General features: G+C 62.3%; 13 protein-coding genes and 3 pseudogenes. 4 read left to right on the top strand and 12 right to left on the bottom strand.

Annotated features, from left to right (window positions below; translation table 11 throughout):
- Positions 1-269 precede the first annotated feature (269 nt).
- The 4 genes and pseudogenes from KF886_12730 to KF886_12715 all read right to left on the bottom strand — a co-directional run bounded on the left by KF886_12730 (position 270) and on the right by KF886_12715 (position 3970).
- Positions 270-1304: pseudogene (locus tag KF886_12730) on the bottom strand (DUF5011 domain-containing protein).
- Positions 1305-1541, bottom strand: a pseudogene (locus tag KF886_12725) (DUF5011 domain-containing protein).
- Between the two features lie 234 nt (positions 1542-1775).
- A pseudogene (locus KF886_12720) lies at positions 1776-2672 on the bottom strand (DUF5011 domain-containing protein).
- A 434-nt stretch (positions 2673-3106) separates the two neighbouring features.
- Positions 3107-3970: a hypothetical protein gene (locus KF886_12715; GenBank protein MBX3178219.1), complete on the bottom strand. Its 864-nt coding sequence runs from the start codon at positions 3968-3970 to the stop codon at positions 3107-3109.
- A 394-nt stretch (positions 3971-4364) separates the two neighbouring features.
- Between KF886_12715 and KF886_12710 the strand changes: the two genes are divergently transcribed.
- Positions 4365-6080, top strand: a complete 1716-nt coding sequence (locus KF886_12710) for a sodium:solute symporter family protein (GenBank protein MBX3178218.1) — start codon at positions 4365-4367, stop codon at positions 6078-6080.
- Positions 6081-6231: 151 nt separating this feature from the next.
- Positions 6232-6807 carry an HNH endonuclease gene (locus KF886_12705; protein ID MBX3178217.1) on the top strand — a complete coding sequence of 192 codons (576 nt, stop codon included), beginning with the start codon at positions 6232-6234 and terminating at the stop codon, positions 6805-6807.
- On the opposite strand, the gene KF886_12700 is transcribed toward KF886_12705, so the two are convergent.
- The 8 genes from KF886_12700 to KF886_12665 all read right to left on the bottom strand — a co-directional run bounded on the left by KF886_12700 (position 6804) and on the right by KF886_12665 (position 13920).
- On the bottom strand, positions 6804-7112 hold the full coding sequence (locus tag KF886_12700) for an XRE family transcriptional regulator (GenBank protein MBX3178216.1): 309 nt from the start codon (positions 7110-7112) through the stop codon (positions 6804-6806). The two genes, KF886_12705 and KF886_12700, sit on opposite strands and share 4 nt — an antisense overlap.
- Complete coding sequence (locus tag KF886_12695; protein ID MBX3178215.1) at positions 7109-7510, bottom strand: type II toxin-antitoxin system RelE/ParE family toxin; 402 nt, start codon at positions 7508-7510, stop codon at positions 7109-7111. The genes KF886_12700 and KF886_12695 overlap by 4 nt, the downstream gene beginning before the upstream one ends.
- Positions 7479-7769: a hypothetical protein gene (locus KF886_12690; GenBank protein ID MBX3178214.1), complete on the bottom strand. Its 291-nt coding sequence runs from the start codon at positions 7767-7769 to the stop codon at positions 7479-7481. Before KF886_12690 ends, KF886_12695 begins: the two co-directional genes overlap by 32 nt.
- A gap of 263 nt (positions 7770-8032) precedes the next feature.
- Positions 8033-8455 carry a type II toxin-antitoxin system VapC family toxin gene (locus tag KF886_12685; GenBank protein ID MBX3178213.1) on the bottom strand — a complete coding sequence of 141 codons (423 nt, stop codon included), beginning with the start codon at positions 8453-8455 and terminating at the stop codon, positions 8033-8035.
- Complete coding sequence (locus KF886_12680; GenBank protein MBX3178212.1) at positions 8452-8688, bottom strand: hypothetical protein; 237 nt, start codon at positions 8686-8688, stop codon at positions 8452-8454. Before KF886_12680 ends, KF886_12685 begins: the two co-directional genes overlap by 4 nt.
- A gap of 186 nt (positions 8689-8874) precedes the next feature.
- A complete protein-coding gene (locus KF886_12675) occupies positions 8875-11406 on the bottom strand; it encodes a dehydrogenase (protein MBX3178211.1) in 2532 nt (843 codons plus the stop codon).
- Positions 11407-11533: 127 nt separating this feature from the next.
- Entirely contained in the window at positions 11534-12868 is a 1335-nt protein-coding gene (locus KF886_12670) for a 2-oxo acid dehydrogenase subunit E2 (GenBank protein ID MBX3178210.1), read from the bottom strand.
- 260 nt (positions 12869-13128) lie between these two features.
- Positions 13129-13920, bottom strand: coding sequence for a DeoR/GlpR transcriptional regulator (locus tag KF886_12665; GenBank protein MBX3178209.1), 792 nt, complete (start codon positions 13918-13920; stop codon positions 13129-13131).
- Between the two features lie 361 nt (positions 13921-14281).
- Here KF886_12665 and KF886_12660 point away from each other — a divergent pair, with 361 nt between their 5' ends.
- Together KF886_12660 and KF886_12655 are read left to right on the top strand one after the other, a co-directional pair.
- The gene (locus tag KF886_12660; GenBank protein ID MBX3178208.1) at positions 14282-15550 is read left to right on the top strand and encodes a zinc-binding dehydrogenase; all 1269 of its coding nucleotides are present in this window, start codon (positions 14282-14284) and stop codon (positions 15548-15550) included.
- Between the two features lie 360 nt (positions 15551-15910).
- Positions 15911-17959 (top strand): SDR family NAD(P)-dependent oxidoreductase, encoded by a 2049-nt coding sequence (locus KF886_12655; GenBank protein MBX3178207.1) that lies wholly within the window; start codon positions 15911-15913, stop codon positions 17957-17959.
- Positions 17960-18055 lie beyond the last annotated feature (96 nt).

The raw sequence follows: 18055 nt of genomic DNA, 5'->3' as shown, positions 1-18055 counted from the left end.
TTGGTCTTGGCGATGGTGAGGGTGGGGGCTACAATTACGGTACGGACGACTTCAGTGGCTGCGTTCTCTTCCACGTCGGACACGTTGTAGGTCACCGTGTACGACCCGAAGTTGGCGCTGTTCACATCGGTGGCGTCCACCGTAATGGCGGGCAGTGCCGTATCGCAGTTGTCGGTTGCCGTTGCGCCCGGATCGCTGTAGGTCGCATTCCTGGCGAGGTAGAGGGGATTGTCGCCCGTCAGCGTGATGGCCGGGGGCGTCGTGTCGCCGACTACCACGTCTCGCGTTACTTGCGTCGCAGTATTGCCGTCGCGGTCCATGACATCGTAGGTGATGGTGTAAGTGCCCGGCGTCTCCGGTTCGACTGTGTCCCCGCCAACGACAATGTCATGCGTCAAGTCCCCGTAGCGGGCATCGTAGGCTGCAGCGCCGGGGTCGGTGAAGATATCGCCGCAGTCCAGCGTGATTTCCGTGTCGCCCAGCAGCGTGATTGTGGGCGGCACGGTATCCTCGGGCAGAAAGGTCGCCGCCACGGTGTGTGGTTCGTTCATGACTACGGAAGCGCGGTTCCTGAGTTCGCGCAGCAGCAGTTTGTCAATGTCATACGCCGTATCCGCGCCGGTTACGAATCCGAACACGCCCGAGTCCAACGTAGCGGCCGTAGCACTCAGGAGCAAGGACTTCGGTCCTTCGATTGGCTTCCGCCAGACGCGGATGCCAGCGCCGGCGGCTTCAATCTCCACGTGGTGCCACTCGCCGGCGCCGGAAGCCGCTCCGGTGGCGCTGTCGAGCGTGCTGATGCTTCCGCCGGACTTTTCCTTGAGAAGAACCTGACCAGCCTCGACGCGAAGATAAAGGTGGTTGTCCGCGTTCTCCCACCGAATCAATACGTCGAAGGGCGCCGTGCCAGAGACCCGGCGGTACTCGAATTCAATCTGGAGGTCGGGCTCCGGTTGGCTCCGGGTCAACTGTGGCAGTACGCCCGTCTCCGCCGCAACGGACAGGTATTCCTCGCCTGATTCGCTCCAGGATCCGCCATTTACCGCCCAAGCGGGGTCCAGGGTCTGGTCGTCGAAGTCGTCGGCGAGCAGCACGGCCTGGCCCGTTCCATACAGGTCCCCGCCCCATTCCCAGAACACGTAACCCGTTGCCGGTACGGCGGCGAGGAACACCTCTGTTCCAAAATCGTAATCGTCGCTGTAGTTGCCCGTACCGTCCTCCACCACGTGGACGGGATCCGGGGGAGTCAGAACGATATCACCCCCGACCGGACCCTCCACGAGCAGGGTCTGTGGTGGCCCCATGACGGTGACCACGCGGGACACGGTTTCCGCTTCGTTTCCAGCGGCATCCTCCACGTCGTAATAGCGGGTGTAATTGCCCGCCGTTGAAGTATCCACCGTGTCGCCAGTGACAACGATGGAACTCGTCAGGTCGCCGTCCACGTTGTCGCTGGCGGTCGCGCCGGGATCGCTGTAGGTACTCTCGAAGACAACGGATTGCGGATTGTCCCCGAGCAGGGTAATCACCGGCGGCGTCATGTCCACGACGTTGACCGTGCGGGTCACCTGCTGGGCGGGATTGCTGTCCGCGTCGGAGGAATCGTAGGTGATGACATACTGGCCCAGCGTATTGTTGTCCACGGTGTCCCCGCCGACGACAACGCTGGCCGCCGGGTCGCACGCATCGAACACCGTGGCCCCGGCGTCCTCGTAGGTCCCGCCCAGCGGGGTATCGACCGGGTTGTCCCCCAGCAGCGTAATCACGGGCGCGGTCGTGTCTTCCACGATCACCGTCCGGGTCACTTGCGCAGCGTCGTTCTCCGCCTCGTCCTGGACGTCGTAGGTGACGTAGTAGGTTCCGGGGGTCTCGGGGTCGACGGTGTCGCCGCCGACCACAATCCAGTCGGTGATGTCGCCGTTGTGGTTGTCGTCGGCGGTGGCGCCGGGGTCGTTCCAGGAGGCGCCGCATTGGAGGTAGAGCGGGTTGCCGCCGATCAGGGTGATAACCGGCGGGGTGCTGTCGGCCACGAAGACGGCGCAGACGCTTTTGGCGGCGTTCATGGTGATGGTTTCGGGATTGTCCGAGCCGCTGAGGGCGCCGGTCCAGTAGTCGAAGGCGTAGCCCGGGTCGGAATCGGCGGTGAGCGTGACCACGGTCCCGTCGACGTAGCTCGGCCCGATGGGGTCGGCCAGGATGGCGCCGTCATTCGGGGAGCAGAGCGTGAGCGTGTAGTAGGTGACCTGGCCGCCGCTGTCGGCGAAGGCGGGGGACGGGATGCGGCTGGCGCCCCAGAGGCCGGCGAGCACGGCGGCGGCGACAAGAAGGTAGGACAGCCGTGCCGGCTGTCCAACGAGGTCGCGGATGCGGTCGAGGGACATCGGAAAGGGGAAGCAGTTGGCGCGCTGGCATCCCTGCCGGCAGAGATGCCGGCGCTCCAGCGCGCGCACGTTCTTTGTTTCAGGGCGCCAAATCGACATGCGCTTACGCCCATTCCCCATGTTCCAATTTGACGGCGATTGCACGGACGAACGGGGCGCCCGCCCTACTTTGGGATCGGTCGCTTCGCGACCGGTGGACAGGTCCAGGATGCGCCGTGGCGGACGGGACGCCCGTCCTACTTTGGTTGCGAGTGCGTTCCAGAGGCGGCGCGGGATGTTGCGAAGGTTCATGGTGTGTTTCCCCCCTTGGATCAGCGCGCGCCGGCCGGCAGGCGGGCGGGCTTGTTTTCGAAGAGTTCGCCGCGCGCCCCATCGCCACGCGCCCGCCCCCGCCCGACGCGTCCACGTGCCGCAGGCGCCCCTGCGGGAAATAGGCCGCGCCCGAACCCCGGAGCAGCGGCCCCGAATGGTTCGGCCACACCCGCGCCGGCGACGCCAGCGTCTCGTGCGTACCGCCGCCCAGCCCCGGCCCCCAGTTCCCCTGCCAGCTCGAACCGCCCGCGAGCATCACCGGCTCGTTCATCCGCGCGGCCAGCACCGACGGCGCCCCGATCCCGTCGTGGATATACAGCGTCAGCGGCGTCTTTTCGTTCGCCGCCACCGTCACCGTGAACGTCTCCTCCGGCTCCCCGGTTTCCTCAGTTTTCCCGCCAATTGCTCCCCTGCTATCTATTGTCGGACGAATAAAAATGCATATATGTCTCCAATTGGTCCCAGTTGTTTATGTCATCACCGCCACCCATATACTCATCCGATGCGCCATTTCGGTAATGGCTGCTGACTGGAGGCAGGTAGAGATGCGAAGGATCGTAAAGCGGTTGATCAGACACTCCGTTTGCCCCATTGGACCAAATATAGACCTCCAAAGAAGGCTCAGCGGGGATACCTTGTTCGGCCCCATCAATACTGACTGTGAGCGGGTCTGCAGCCATAGAGTTTCGCGTCTCCCTTGACTGGCTTGGCCCGTAGTACGCTGTGCGTCGTTCGCGACCGTAACATCGAAATACTATTGGACCCCATTCGCCAGGCCATGGCCCAACGAAAAAGTGGAAAGGTCCACCCCAAGAATCGTGTATCAACAACGAATAACTTGGGGCCAGTACCTGAACGAGCTCTGGATCGAACGTACCAGCAAGCGCCCTCTCGCTCTGGCGTGTTGCAATAGCAAGAACCTCTGGCGCACGATTACCATGTTTTAGCAATGCACTTATGACCGTCGTATACTGGTCTATATAGGCTTGCACCACGTTTACTCCCGCATGTTTCGCATACTCAGGAGCGAGTCGGTGAAATTCTTCAACCTCAATCAGCTCGCTGATACTGTCCACTCCGGCATCCATACAAATCTTTACGAGCGCGGACTCGATACTTCGCATTGTATTCACAGTTTCGGCATGCTTGCCTGGCACCACCCCATGCATCCAGTTCGCTAGATGCTGGCGACTGAGGGCAATAAGGATGAGCGTAACCGCCAACCCGATTGCAATAACTCTATTGGAGGCACCTGATCGCCCCAATGTTAATCGCATATCATGTCTTACTCCCGGAGATGTCATGCCTCACGAATGCGCTGTGGAAACCAAGGGACAGCCACCTATTTCACCTCTCCATAAGCCGTGTCCCGCCGCCACAGCCACCCACCCCGACATTCCGAATGTGTCGACGCTGTCCATCGATTCACCATTTCTCGCTGATCCGCCGCTTGCCAAGAACTGCCATACCCGCAACTTAGCACAAGCGCGCCCGCCCGTCAAGAGCCCGCGGCGGGCATGCTCGCCGCTGATCGGGGCAAGCCATGCCTTGCCGCCAGGCAATACCCGTGGATACAAAGCCCCTGCCGCCCGCCCCAGACCGGAATCCGCCGGTTCTGTGCTATAGTCTCCCGCGTATTCGGGATAGTATCCGCGGGTGAGGAGGAAATACATGTTTGGACTACATCCGGCCGACTTCCTGGTGCTCACGGCATACCTCGCCGGCATTACCCTGGTTGGCATCTGGGCGGGAAAGGGCAGCACGACCACCGGCGAGTTTTTCATGCCGCGGCGCTTCGGCAAGTGGATGATGCTGATGAACGCGTTCGGGACGGGCACCGCCTCGGATCAGGCCGTCAGCGTGGCCTCGGGCACCGCGCGCACCGGGCTCTCCGGCATCTGGTACCAGTGGGTCTGGCTCTTTGTAACCCCGTTCTACTGGCTCATCGCGCCGCTGTTCCGCCGGTGCCGCGCCGTCACCACGGCGGACGTGTACGCGTTGCGCTATGACCGGAGCGTTGCGGCGCTCTTTGCCGTGGTGGGCATCGCGAGCCTCACGGTGAAGACCGGCGTACTCCTCAAGGGCACCGGCGCCCTGATCGAGGCCTGCACGGGCGCGACGGTCAATGCCGACGCCGCGATCCTGATCACGGCCCTGCTCTTCGTCCTCTACGGCACGGTCGGCGGATTGGCCGGGGCCATCGTTACGGACTTCTTCCAGGGCACGCTCACCCTCTGCTTCTCCTTCATGCTCCTCCCCTTTGTGCTATACGCCGCCGGGGGCATCGACGGCATCAAGACCACCATCAACGACCCGCAGATGCTCTCCCTCGTGGCGCCGGGGAAGGTCACCCTCTTCTTCGTGATCATGATGGGTATCCAGGCCCTCGTGGGCATCGTCGCGCAGCCGTTTATCATGGGCATCTGCGGGGCGGGAAAGACCGAGTACGAAGGCCGGGTCGGCATGATGTTCGGCAACTTCCTCAAGCGCGCCTGCACCATCGCCTGGTGCGTCACCGCGATTGCCGGCGTGGCCTGGTATGCGCAAAACGGGACGGGCCTCAGCGAGATCGAACCGGACAAACTCTACGGAAACCTGGCGCAGGCCTTTCTCCCCCAGCTGGCGCCCGGCGCACTCGGCCTCTTTCTCGCCGCCATGCTCGCCGGCGTGATGAGTTCCTGCGACGCCTACATGCTCTCCTCCGCGGCGCTCTTCACGCAGAACATCTACCGCCCGCTCCGCCCCGACCGCACGGAATCGCACTACCTCACCGTCGGCCGCATCACCAGCGTGCTCCAGGTGCTCGGCGGCATCATCTTCGCCTTCTGGGTGCCCAACGTGATCAAGGCCCTCGAAATCTGGTTCATGATCGCGCCCATGATGGGCATCGCCTTCTGGATCGGCCTGGTGTGGCGTCCCTTCACGCCCGCCGCCGCCTGGGCCAGCACTCTCACCGGGTTCGCCGTCTGGTGGCTCACCACCCAGCCCCCCGCCATCGCCTGGGTGGCCGCGCTGCCCGCCGCGGACGCGCTCCAATTCATCTGGCCGGAAAACGGGCGCGACGCCATCTATCTCCCCTGGCAGATTGTGGCCTATATGACCGCGGCCGCGGGCGTGGGCCTGGCGATCAGCGCCGTTTCACCCCGCGTCCCGGACGAACAGCTCGACCGCTTCTATCGCCTGATCCGGACACCGGTGGCGCCCGGCGAAAAAATTCTCGCCCCCTGCACCGTTCCCGAGGAGTCCATAGCCGGAGAACGCGCCATCCTCATTCGCGCACTGGGCTTCGAAATCGCCCGCCCGAGCTCCCTGTCCGTGGGCGGTTTCCTGATCGGCTGGCTCTGCGTACTTCTCATGATTCTCGGCTTCTGGTGGATATGGCAGTAGCCCGCCGCGGGCGTGCCCCCGCGTTTGAGAATGCGCGCACCCTATTCCCCCCGGTGGACTTCCATTTCCGCGACGACGCCGCGCAGGTGATGCCGATCCCCCGCCGCCGGGCCCGGCCGGCTTGGGCAAGCATTGGAATGGTGAAGAAAATATGATTCACTACGTGGTGATCAATTTCGATGCGATCCTCAACCCTGCCCACGCCCCTTTGCTTAGTCTGAAGATACTTAAAGAAGAATACGAAAAACACAATTGGACACCTCGATCATCAGGCATGGAAATACCTCCTGCCATTGCAACCAAACTGGAAAGGAGCTGGCTTGACCTTCCTGATATTGCAAAATACTATCGACCAGAGACGGATGATGAAAAGCTCTATCTTGATGGAAATCCAAGTCGCGCATTCGTCAAACGGTACGAGAGAAACCCCCACGCTCGGAAAGCTTGCATAGATGAGTACGGTTGTTCATACGCCGCATGTGGCTACGACTTCGAGAAAACCTTTGGCGAGCTGGAAAAAGGTTTTATTCATGTTCATCACTTAGAACAACTTGCAACTATTGGAAAGGAACACGCCATTGACCCAGTTAGAGACTTGCGACCTGTATGCCCCAATTGCCATGCCATGATCCATAAGAGAAGACAGCCCTATACCATTGCAGAGATGCAAGAGAGACTTGCCTTCCTGTCACAATACGCACACTCCCACGAAAGCATGAAAACCTAAGCTCGAACGCTCAGATGCGCGGGCGTGTCAACCGCCCTCCTCACGCCGATCTCGATATCCTGGCCGAGCGCAACGAGGAATCGGCACAACTCGTCGATAGTGAAGTCGTCCAGATCCGCGCAACATGCCATTTCGACGCGGTTGGGCAACGCGCCGATCTCATTCGCCGCCTCTTCATAGGAAAGGCCAAGCTCGCGTATGACGTCTATAAACTTCGCAGCGAGCTCCGCCTTCGCCGACAGTTCCTCAGCGCCAGGCAAACGCAATGTGTCGAACACGTTCTGGAATGTCTCAGGCTTGTTCATTGTTGCTCGGCCTCCAACTCCATGGCTTCCTTTAGACGCTGGCGAATTATCTCCAAGTCCTGCGGTGGGATTCCAATACCTTTCTTCGACTTTTTGTGAAAAACGTGCAATAAGTATACCCTATCGCCCAACACAACGGTGTACACGGCCCGATAGGCCTCCTTTACATCCCGAACTCGAATTTCGAGAACCTGCACCGGAAATTCGGCAAGCGCCTTCACATTGTCGGGCCTGCTACCCATTTGCACGATACGGAGAGCGAATCCGAGTTTCTTTCTCGCCCCCTCTGGAAGCCCCTGCAATATCCGTTGTGTGTTGCCGAGAAAGCTGATGGGGTTCGAATGTGGTGGCGCAAATCTCACTCCCTTACAGTTTTTGTACCTCTGTATGACGCCCATACACTCCAACAGCCAACCCGGCTCTTGAGAGCACAGCCACCAACTCCGTCGCGTCTTTGCCTACATCCTGAAAGGCCATAATGGCCACTTCCAGCAAGTTTTTCGCTGCCTCTTCACGCGTTTCCCCCCAAGTGGCCACACCCAGATGCTCGAACTCGGGTATGCACGCAAACCATTTGTCACCGTCGGGTTCCAGGACCACGGACAAGTTGAATCGTTCCATCGGCTGCTCCAAGAAATCGGTTACTTCCTCGATCATCGTACCGGAGGTCGTGCGATCTTTCAAGGGGTGGCGCGGTGAATTGAGAGCATTGGACGGATGCGACCGATTGGAGCGATTGCTGGGACTCCGGTTGTCATATGCGGAAGCTCAATATGCGTGATAACCAACAAAGGGCCGCCCAACCGGACGGCCCGTTGTCATTTTCAGCCTGGTCGATGACAGTTCTCATCACTGCCTATCACGGACACGCGCATCTCCGAACGTTACCCGGTATCGGTGAGTCCGCAAGCCCTCGCACGTCAGTTACCGACATCGAGATGATCGGACTTCAACGAGTTAAACCCAGCCTGCTGGAAATGATGGTCGAACGCCAACGCAGATGAAATGCCGCTACGCCCCATCAAGCCAAACGATATGCAATCAGTCAGCGACCATTCTTTATCTGGCCGGGCAGAGAAAAGCAAGAGCCCGGCCCGGAAATCCGATTGCGTGGCGGGCAAAACGTCCGTCGATTCCGACCTGTCAAGGAGATTGACAAATTCGAGAAAGAGCGTCCTGTTTCTCGGCGCCGATAACAGTGCCCCGAGCTCGCACATGACGAACTCCGATGTAACACGCCGTCCCGAGAATTCCTTCGAGAGTCTAAGAGCCTCTTCGTGCCATCGGTCGTCAGGAACCAGTAGCGCGAGATAAAACGACGTATCTACAAAAACGGTTTTCACGCCGAATGCTCGTCCCGAAGGTATCTGTCGTGGTTCTCGGATACATCCGATGGAAGCGCTTGCGCCTTCCCGATAACCGCCGCCAATTCTTCGGCCAGCGTTTTGCCTGCGAGGGAAATCTCGGCAGCATGCTCTTCAGCGTATAGTTCGACACGAACCCGAGCGCCTTCTTTCAGCGGGGCGGGTTCGTCGAACACCACTTTGCCAGCTTCGATGTGCCCTTGATAGGTCATAGGTCGTGAATCCTTTCTGAGCGTCGAACGCCCTAATCATCCTAGCGAAGGTCGATCATCCTGTCAAGAAAGCCAGGCGCCGGAATACGTCCTATCGTCCTATCCGCCCTATCGGTCGTATCGGTCCGATATGAAAGGGCCGCCCAACCGGGCGGCCCGTCTTGCTTTCAGCTATATCACTTTACTTCAGCACACATCCATCTTGGACAGGCTCAGCAGCTCGCCGGACCGGTAGTCGTTCAACGGCGCATACCCCGGAAGCGGCTTGATCTGCGCGTGAAACGCATCCAGGAACCAGTGCGGCTGCGGGAAATACTCGTCCTCCATTTCCGCGGGCGGCACGATCCAGTTGTAGGAACCGAGGACCACGGCGGGCGCGTCGAGGTAGTCGAAGGCCATCGTGCTGATCTGGGAGGCGACGGTGTGCATGTAGCTGCCGCGCTCGCAGGCGTCGCTGGCAAGAATGAGGCGGCCGGTCTTCTTCACGGACTGATACAGCTTGTCGTAGTCGAAGGGCACCAGGCTGCGGCCGTCTATGACCTCGACCGAAATACCGTATTCCGCCTCAAACTGCTTCGCGGCGTCCAGCGCGCGGTAGAGCGTGGCGCCGAAGGTGAGGATGGTGAGGTCCGACCCCTCCTTCACCACGTTGGGCTCGCCAATCGGCACACGGTAGTACTCCGCCGGCACGCCGCCCGGATGCAGGATCTCGGTCTGGCTGCTGTAGAGCCGCTGGCTCTCGAAAAACACCACCGGGTCGTGGCCGCTCAGCGCCGTCGCCATCATGCCCTTCGCGTCGTAGGGCGTCGCCGGAAACACGACCTTCAGGCCCGGAATGTGCGCGCAGAGCGCCGTCCAGTCCTGCGAGTGCTGCGCGCCGTACTTATTCCCCACCGACACGCGCAGAATCACCGGCATTTTGCAGTAGCCACCGGACATAGCCTGCCACTTCGACATCTGGTTGAACACCTCGTCGCCCGCGCGCCCGAGGAAGTCGCAATACATCAGCTCGACGAGCGCCTTGCCGCCTTCGAGGGCATAGCCCACGCCCGTACCGACGATCGCAGCCTCGGAAATGGGCGAGTTGAAGAGGCGGCGGTACGGCAGGGCTTCGGTGAGGCCCTGGTACACCGCGAAAGCGCCGCCCCAGTCCCGGTTCTCCTCGCCGTAGGCCACGAGCCGGTGGTCATTGTAGAAGTGGTGCAGCACGGCCTCGAAAATCGCCTCGCCGTAGTTCACCGCCTTGGCGCCCTTCAGCACGGCGCCGCTCTCGTCGATCCCGCTGCGCGATTTCTTCGCGATCTGCTTGACGCGCGGCACCTCCTCCATCGGGATGTTTACGTCGTCCTTCCGCTTCAGCCCGGGCAGGGTCTCGTCAATCTCGTTGTTGAACATGATGTTCGCGATGCCCGTGCGCGTGCCGAGCGCCAGGCGCGGTGACAGGTCCATGGAGACCGCCAACTTGCAGGCCTTCGTGCACTTGCGCGTGGCGTAGGCCAGGATGGCGTCGATGTCGCCCTGGCTCGCCACGCCCGCCTCGACGAGCTTACCGGCGAACTCGCTGATGGGATCCACCTTGCGCCACATCTCGATTTCTTCGCGCTCGCGGTAGGAGGACTGGTCGCTCGGCGAGTGGCCCGTCTGCCGGTAACACTGCACGTCCAGCAGCACCGGACCCCTGCCGCTCTTGATGAGGTCCATCTTGCGCTGGTACGCGTCCGCGACCGCCAGCGGGTTGTTCCCGTCGATGCACTCCGCGTGCATGCTGTCCGGGTTCACGCCCGCGCCCACGCGCGCCAGGCGCTCAAAGCCCATGGTCTCGCCGATGGGCTGGCCGCCCATGCCGTAGAAGTTGTTCATGAAGTTGAAGACAATCGGCAGCCCGCCGCGGAATTCCTCTTCCCAGAGGCGCGTGAACTGTCCCATGGACGCGAAGCCCAGCGCCTCCCAGACCGGGCCGCAGCCCATGGACGCGTCGCCGATGTTGGCCACGGTAATCCCGCCGGCCTGCTGCACCTTCTTGTACAGCGCCGAGCCCGTCGCGATATCCGCGCTGCCGCCCACGAGGGCGTTGTTCGGGTAAATGCCGAAGGGGGTGAAGAACACGTGCATCGAGCCGCCCATGCCCTTGTTGAAGCCGGTCTCGCGCCCGAAGATCTCCGCCAGCAGCCCGTACAGCAGGAAGTCGATCCCGAGTTCTTCTTTCTCGTCCGTGCTCAGTGCGTTCTTCTTCCCCGCCTTGAGCCCGCTGAAGTCGGTCTCGTTCTGCTCCACAATCCGGAGAATCCGGCCGTCCCAGAATTCGGACATGAGGCCGTGGAGCCCCTTGTCGTCCAGCTCGGCGATCGCGCGCATGCCCTTGGCGATCACCTCGCCGTGGCTCCGGTGACTGCCGAAAATGTGGTCGTTGATGGAGAGGTGGAAGCACTCACCCACCGCCGCGGCTTCCTGGCCCGTCGAAAGGTGGGCCGGGCCCGCGTGGTTGTAGTTGATGCCCTCGTAGCTCTGCGTCTTCTTGATGCTGTCGAGCATGTTCTCGAACTCGCGGATCACCGCCATGTCGCGAAACGCGCGCAACAGCCGCTCGGCGGTGATGGCCTTGTTGCTCTTGAGCTCGTCCTTGACGGATTTCTTGTAGGCGTTGACGGGAATATCGCCAATCTTGAGGTAATCGGACTTCCGGACTTCTTCCGGGACGACCATGAGGGGCTTGGGCATTGTGGTTTCCTTAACTCGTTTTTAATCAGCGTTGAAAGATCGTGTTGGACAGGATTTACAGGATGAACAGGATGAATTTCCGTGTGCTTAAATCATGTCCATCTTGTAAATCCTGTCGAATAAAAGGTTAAAAATCAGCCGTTTCCAGCAGGGTCTTCAGGTGGCCCATGAACTGCGCGGCAACCGCGCCGTCAATCACGCGGTGATCGCTGCTCAGGGTCAACTTCATGATCGGGCGCACCTGAATGCCGCCGTCGATCACCACGGCCCGGTCCTTGATCTGGCCAATCGCCAGGATCGCGCTGTCGGGCTGGTTGATGATCGCCGTGAAATGGTCCACGCCAAACGCGCCAAGATTCGACACGGTAAACGTGTTGCCCGCGTAATCGTCCGGCGTCAGCTTGCCGGTGCGCGCTTTCTCGGCCAGCGCCTTGCACTCGCGGTTGATGTCCTGCAACGACTTGTTCTGGATGTTCTTCACCACCGGCACAATCAGGCCGGACTCCATCGCCACCGCAAAGCCCAGGTTGATCGTGTCGCGCATTTCGATGGCGTCCCCGAGCCACTTCGCGTTGACCTGCGGAAAGGCCTGAATGGCCCGGGTCGTCGCGCGCATCACGAGGTCATTAAACGACGGCTTGAAGTTCGGCAGCGCGCCCCGGAAGGCCACCGCTTCCTTCATGTCCACCTCGACCGTCACGTAGAAATGCGGCGCCGCAAACTTGCTCTCCACCATCCGCTGCGCGATGATCCGGCGCATCGGGGTGAGGGGCACGCGCGCGCCCGTGAGGGGCTGGGCTGCCGGCGCAGCCGCCGGGGCCGCCGGGGCGGAAGCCGCCGCCAGCACATCGTCCTTTTCCACGCGCCCCGTCGCGCCGCCCGGCGCCACCGACGTGATGTCGATGCCGTGCTCCCGGGCCACCCGGCGCGCCGTCGGCGTGGAGCGAACCGCGCCACGCTTCTGGTCATACGCCAGCACATCCTCTTCAATGATGCGGCCTTCCGGGCCGGAGGCCGACAGGAACGCGGGGTCGACGTTCAGGCGCTGCGCCGTGCTCCGCGCGCGGGGCGACATCGCGCCGCCCGGCGCCGCCACCGGCTCGGACTCCAGCGCCACGACCGCTTCCGGCGCGGCGGATTGCGCGGGAGCGGGAGCCGCCGCGGGCGCGAGCTCGGACGCCGCCGGGCCGCCCGCCGCATACTTCGACAGATCCGGCAGCGCCTCGTCCGCCGCGCCCACCAGCGCGACCACGGTCAGGACGGGTACCTCGATGCCTTCCGCTACGATGATCTTGCGGAGGATACCGGCCGCGGTGGATTCACACTCGATCTCGGCCTTGTCCGTCTGGATCGTGAAGATAGGCTCGCCCTGTTCGACGGCGTCACCTTCCTTCTTCAGCCACTGCGTGATTTCCGCCTCTTCAACGCTCTGGCCCAACTGGGGTAGTTTAATCTCGTGCATGGGTGTTCCTGTCTTCGTCTGCGCGGTTGCCACCGCGTCCCGCAATCGTATTTTTACCGTCCCTACGGGACTGATTCATCCAGCATTCTGACAGCAATCGAATTCAAGGGTGGGTGCCACGGTCAAGCCCGGCAGGGCTTGCCCGTGCGAGCTGCGGGTAGCACCAGAAACTTCCTCGATGTCAATGCCATTCCAGGTTTCCACACGGGCAAGGCGCTATCGCGCCTTGTCCGTGGCACCCTGCGATCTGTCAGTGTTGCTCACGCCAGCACCACCACCACGCCATGCCGGGCGCAATACTCTTCATATTCCTCCGGCAGCGGCGCGTCCGTCACCAGCGTCCCCGCGTCGGACAACTTCCCCGCCCGCGCAAAGGTCACCGTGCCGACCTTGTTGCTGTCCGCAAGCAGCACCACCTCCCGCGCCCGACGCATCACCAGCTCCTTCGTATACGCCTCCCCCGGATCCGTCGTCGTCAACCCCTCCTCCAGCGAAATGCCAATCGTGCCCATGAAAGCCTTGTCGATGTGCAGCTCCTCCAGCATGAACCGCGTCAGCGGCCCCACCATCGTCTGGCTCAGGCGCCGCAATTCGCCGCCGATGAGAATCAATCGCGGTCCGCTCGCACCCAGCTCCGACGCCGCCCGGAGCGAATTCGTCACCACCGTGATGTCCGGACGCGAGGGCAGCAGCCGCGCCAGCTCCAGCACCGTGCTCCCGCCATCCAGGTATATCGTGTCGCGCGGCCCGATAAGCTCCAGCGCTTTCCGCGCGATCCGCTGCTTCTCGTCCCGCGCCATCGCCGCCTTGTCATCAAACACCGGCTCCTCAAACGGCTTCCGGCTCACCGCCACCGCCCCGCCATGCACCCGCCGCGCCTCGCCCCGCCGCTCCAGCTCCTCCAGATCCCGCCGAACCGTCGCCGCCGACACCTTCAGCGCCGCGCAAAGCTCGTCTACCCGAACCACCGCCGTTTCGCGTAAGATATCCCGAAGGCGGTCGAGGCGCTCCGGCGCGAGTTCCTTGTGTTTCTGGGTGCGGGTTGCTGGCATGGGCAGACTTTAACGACCCTTCCGTGCGAGACCTGTTCTCTGTCGAGTTCTCATCCCGCCCACAATCCCAACCCACACAACTGCGGAGGCCGGAAGATTGGACGATTCCAAACTGAATGAGATACTTACGATTCAACGCGAGCAGCTGACTGAGCTGCGCCAGATCCACCATATACTTGCCAAGTTCGCGTGGTCCGCGACCGTGTTACTCTGTGGGATTCTGGGCTTGATTACATTTGGGGCGCTGGGGCTTGCAGTACTCTTTATTGCAATCTTGTGATAGATTATACTATATTCTTGAAAGAATTCAATCACAAATAAACAAATTCTCGCAAGAATTCACTCAAGGAATACACGCACCATGACCCAGACCCGCGCCGTACGCCTCTATGGCAAGCACGACCTGCGCCTCGAAACCTTTGACCTGCCGGCACTTAAGGACGACGAGATCCTCGCCGATGTGCGCACGAACAGCATCTGCATGTCGGACTACAAGATCTATCAGCAGGGCGGCGATCACAAGCGCGTGCCGGACAACGTCGCGGAGCAGCCCATCATGCTGGGCCACGAGATGTGCGGCGAGATCCTGGCGGTGGGCGCGAAGTACGCGGACAAGGTCAAGGTGGGCGCGAAATACAGCCTCCAGCCCGCGCTCAATATCCCCGGCCGCGAGTTTGACGCGCCGGGCTACTCCTTCCCCTACCTCGGCGGCCACGCCACGAAGGTGATCATCCCGCGCGAGGTGATGGACCAGGATTGCCTGCTCTCCTACGACGGCGAGGGCTACTTCCAGGCCTCGCTCGCGGAGCCGGTCTCCTGCATCGTGGGCGGCTTCAACGTGCAGTACCACTTCGAGCACGGCTCCTACGATCACAAGATGGGCATCGACACCAACGGGAACATGGCCCTGCTCGGCGGCACGGGCCCGATGGGCCTCGGCGCCATCGACTACGCGATCCACGGCCCCGACAGGCCGAAGATTCTTATCGTGACCGACATCGACCAGGCGCGCCTCGACCGCGCGGCGTCCCTCTTCACCGTGGCGGACGCGAAGGCCAACGGCGTCGAGCTGCACTACCTGAACACGGGCGGCGCGAACCCCGTGCAGGATATGAAGGATCTCACCAGCGGCAAGGGCTACGCCGACGTGTTCGTCTTCGCGCCGGTCGCGTCGCTGGTGGAGCAGGCGAGCGCGATCATGGGCAACAACGGCTGCCTCAACTTCTTCGCCGGCCCGACGGACACCGAGTTCAAGGCCACGATCAACTTCTACGATGTCCACTACGCGGCGCATCATGTGGCGGCGAACAGCGGCGGCAACACGAACGACATGCGGATCGCGCTCAAATACATGAGCGAGGGCAAGCTGAACCCCGCCGTCATGGTGACGCACATCGGCGGCCTCAACGCCTCTGCGGAAACCACGGCCAACCTGCCGAAAATCCCCGGCGGAAAGAAACTGATCTACACCAACTCGAACCTGCCGCTCTTCGCCATCGCCGACCTGCCGGATCTCGGAAAGAACGACCCGTTCTACGCGAAGCTCGCGGATCTCTGCGCCGCAAACAACGGCCTGTGGTCGAACGAGGCCGAGGCCTACCTCATGGCCAACGCCCCCGCGATTGGATAAAAAATATGGAGCGCCGGCGGCCCGCCGGCAATGTATGGAGCGCCGGCGGCTCGCCGGCAACCTATGGAGCGCCGGCGGCTCGCCGGCAATGTATGGAGCGCCGGCGGCTCGCCGGCAATGTATGGAGCGCCGGCGGCTCGCCGGCAATGTATGGAGCGCCGGCGGCCCGCCGGCAACTTGCCTGAAAGGCAAGCTAAACACAGCATTCGATACTTTAGATAACCATTACGACCCGTCGAGAATAAGGATGGCCCCGATAAATGCACCTGCGGTGCATTGCCAGCGGGCCGCTGGCGCTCCATAGAGGCTGCGCCCCTTTACTCAGGCGTTCGTTTACTTTTTCCCGGAGCCCAAACAACCATGTCCTCCCCCATCCCCTGGCCCGATTTCGCCGCCCTGACGACGCCCATGGAAAAGCTCGTGGCCGTTTCCCATTTCTACGGCGCCGACCCCAGCTTCGCGATCGCGGGCGGCGGCAACACCTCCGTCAAACAGGGCAACCGCCTTTTCGTCAAGGGCAGCGGGACCTCCCTCGCCGACATCACGGCGGACGGCTTCGTGGAGATGGACCGCGACGCGCTGGACGCGCTCCTCAACCGCGATCTCAGCAGCGACATCGACGAGCGCGAGGCCCAGTTCAAGGACGCCGTCATGGCGGCGCGGATCCATCCCGAACGCGGCCAGCGCCCCTCCGTGGAGTGCGTGCTCCACAACCTCATGCCCGGGACCTACGTCGTCCACACCCACGCCACCGTGGTCAACATGATCACCTGTGCGCAGGGCGGCGAGGATCTCACAAAGCACTACTTCGGCGACAGCGTCCTCTGGCTCCCCTACGTCACCCCGGGCTACATACTCTCGCGCGCCCTGGCCGACGCGCTTGCGGCCTACCAGCAGGCCACCGGGCGCCCGGAGCCCGAGGCCGTCTTCATGGGCAACCACGGGCTCATCGTCAGCGGGGAATCCCCCGAGGAAGTGCACAGCCGAACCGAGAGCATCCTCGGCACAATCATCCGCCACCTCGAAGGCAGCCCCGACGCGCCCTTCGGCCGGATCTCCCTCCTGAAGGACGAACTCCGCCACGGCCTGATCAACACCATCGCCCCCACACTGCGCGGACTGCTTTCCGACGGCCCGAACCTCAAGGTCGTTCTCTTTGACGACAGTGATCTGGTGCGCTCGCTCGCGGGCGGGGCAAACGGCCGGGAATTCGCCGGCGGCGGCCCGCTCATCCCCGATCAGATCGTCTACTGCAAGTCCTTCCCGCTCTGGACAGTATGCGACCCGACCATGGACGAGGCCTCCATCGCCGCGCACCTGGCGGAGTCCATCGCCGCCCACACAAATGCTACCGGCTTCCCGCCGAAGGTGGTGCTTGTGCAGGGGCTCGGCATGTTTTGCGCCGGGGACACCTGGAAGGACGCGGCGGTTGTGCGCGATATCTACCTCGACGCCATCAAGATCATGGCCGGCGCCAGCCAGCTCAGCGCCGTCGAATACATGACCAAACCCGACCGCGACTTCATCGAAAACTGGGAAGTGGAGAACTACCGCCGCCAGGTGGCCGCCGCCGGCCGCGCGAAAGGCGCCATGGACGGCAAAGTCGCCCTGGTGACCGGCGCCGCGCAGGGCTTCGGCCTGGAAATCGCCCGCGGCCTCGCCGGCGAGGGCGCGCACGTGATCCTGGCGGACATCAACGCCGGCGGCGTCCAGGCCGCCGCGGATGGCCTCGCGGGCGAGTACGGCGTGGGCCGCGCGACCGGCGTCGCCATGAATGTCACCGACGGCGCCAGCCTGGCCGGCGCCATCCACGCGGCGGTCCGCTACTACGGCGGCTTCGACCTCTTCGTCTCCAACGCCGGCGTGCTCAAGGCGGGCAGTGTGAAGAGCCTCGCCGAAAAAGACTTCGATTTCGTCACCAGCGTCAACTACAAAGGCTACTTCCTCTGCGTGCAGCACGCCGCACCCATCATGGCGCGCCAGCACCGCGCGAAGCCCGGCTACTGGAGCGACATCGTCCAGATCAACTCCAAGTCCGGCCTCGAAGGTTCGAACAAAAACGGCGCCTACGCCGGCAGCAAGTTCGGCGGCATCGGACTCACCCAGTCTTTCGCCCTGGAGCTCGTGGAAGACGGCATCAAGGTCAACAGCGTGTGCCCCGGCAACTTCTTCGACGGCCCCCTCTGGTCCGACCCCGAAACCGGCCTCTTCGTGCAATACCTCCACTCCGGCAAGGTCCCCGGCGCCAGGACGATTGACGACGTAAAGCACTTCTACGAGGCCAAAGTCCCCATGGGCCGCGGCTGCACCGGGCCCGACGTGCTCCGCGCGATTGTGTACCTCGTGCAGCAGCAATACGAAACCGGCCAGGCCCTACCCGTAACCGGCGGGCAAACGATGCTGTCGTAGAGAAAATGGTAACGTTTTAGTCGTCTAATGCGGCGAGCAGGTATAGTTTCATGCGCTCCCGCAAATTGCGAGGAGGCGCGACAAAAGGATCGCGGG

The organism is Candidatus Hydrogenedentota bacterium (assembly GCA_019637335.1).
Classification (GTDB): Bacteria; Hydrogenedentota; Hydrogenedentia; order Hydrogenedentales; family JAEUWI01; genus JAEUWI01.
This window is presented reverse-complemented; position numbering and strand designations above follow the sequence as displayed.

What these genes read in the sequence shown, in the direction of transcription:
- KF886_12715 (MBX3178219.1), bottom strand. Translation starts at nt 3,970, where the DNA reads ATGCGATTAACATTGGGGCGATCAGGTGCCTCCAATAGAGTTATTGCA.
- KF886_12710 (MBX3178218.1), top strand. Translation starts at nt 4,365, where the DNA reads ATGTTTGGACTACATCCGGCCGACTTCCTGGTGCTCACGGCATACCTC.
- KF886_12705 (MBX3178217.1), top strand. Translation starts at nt 6,232, where the DNA reads ATGATTCACTACGTGGTGATCAATTTCGATGCGATCCTCAACCCTGCC.
- KF886_12700 (MBX3178216.1), bottom strand. Translation starts at nt 7,112, where the DNA reads ATGAACAAGCCTGAGACATTCCAGAACGTGTTCGACACATTGCGTTTG.
- KF886_12695 (MBX3178215.1), bottom strand. Translation starts at nt 7,510, where the DNA reads ATGGGCGTCATACAGAGGTACAAAAACTGTAAGGGAGTGAGATTTGCG.
- KF886_12690 (MBX3178214.1), bottom strand. Translation starts at nt 7,769, where the DNA reads ATGATCGAGGAAGTAACCGATTTCTTGGAGCAGCCGATGGAACGATTC.
- KF886_12680 (MBX3178212.1), bottom strand. Translation starts at nt 8,688, where the DNA reads ATGACCTATCAAGGGCACATCGAAGCTGGCAAAGTGGTGTTCGACGAA.
- KF886_12675 (MBX3178211.1), bottom strand. Translation starts at nt 11,406, where the DNA reads ATGCCCAAGCCCCTCATGGTCGTCCCGGAAGAAGTCCGGAAGTCCGAT.
- KF886_12670 (MBX3178210.1), bottom strand. Translation starts at nt 12,868, where the DNA reads ATGCACGAGATTAAACTACCCCAGTTGGGCCAGAGCGTTGAAGAGGCG.
- KF886_12665 (MBX3178209.1), bottom strand. Translation starts at nt 13,920, where the DNA reads ATGCCAGCAACCCGCACCCAGAAACACAAGGAACTCGCGCCGGAGCGC.
- KF886_12660 (MBX3178208.1), top strand. Translation starts at nt 14,282, where the DNA reads ATGACCCAGACCCGCGCCGTACGCCTCTATGGCAAGCACGACCTGCGC.
- KF886_12655 (MBX3178207.1), top strand. Translation starts at nt 15,911, where the DNA reads ATGTCCTCCCCCATCCCCTGGCCCGATTTCGCCGCCCTGACGACGCCC.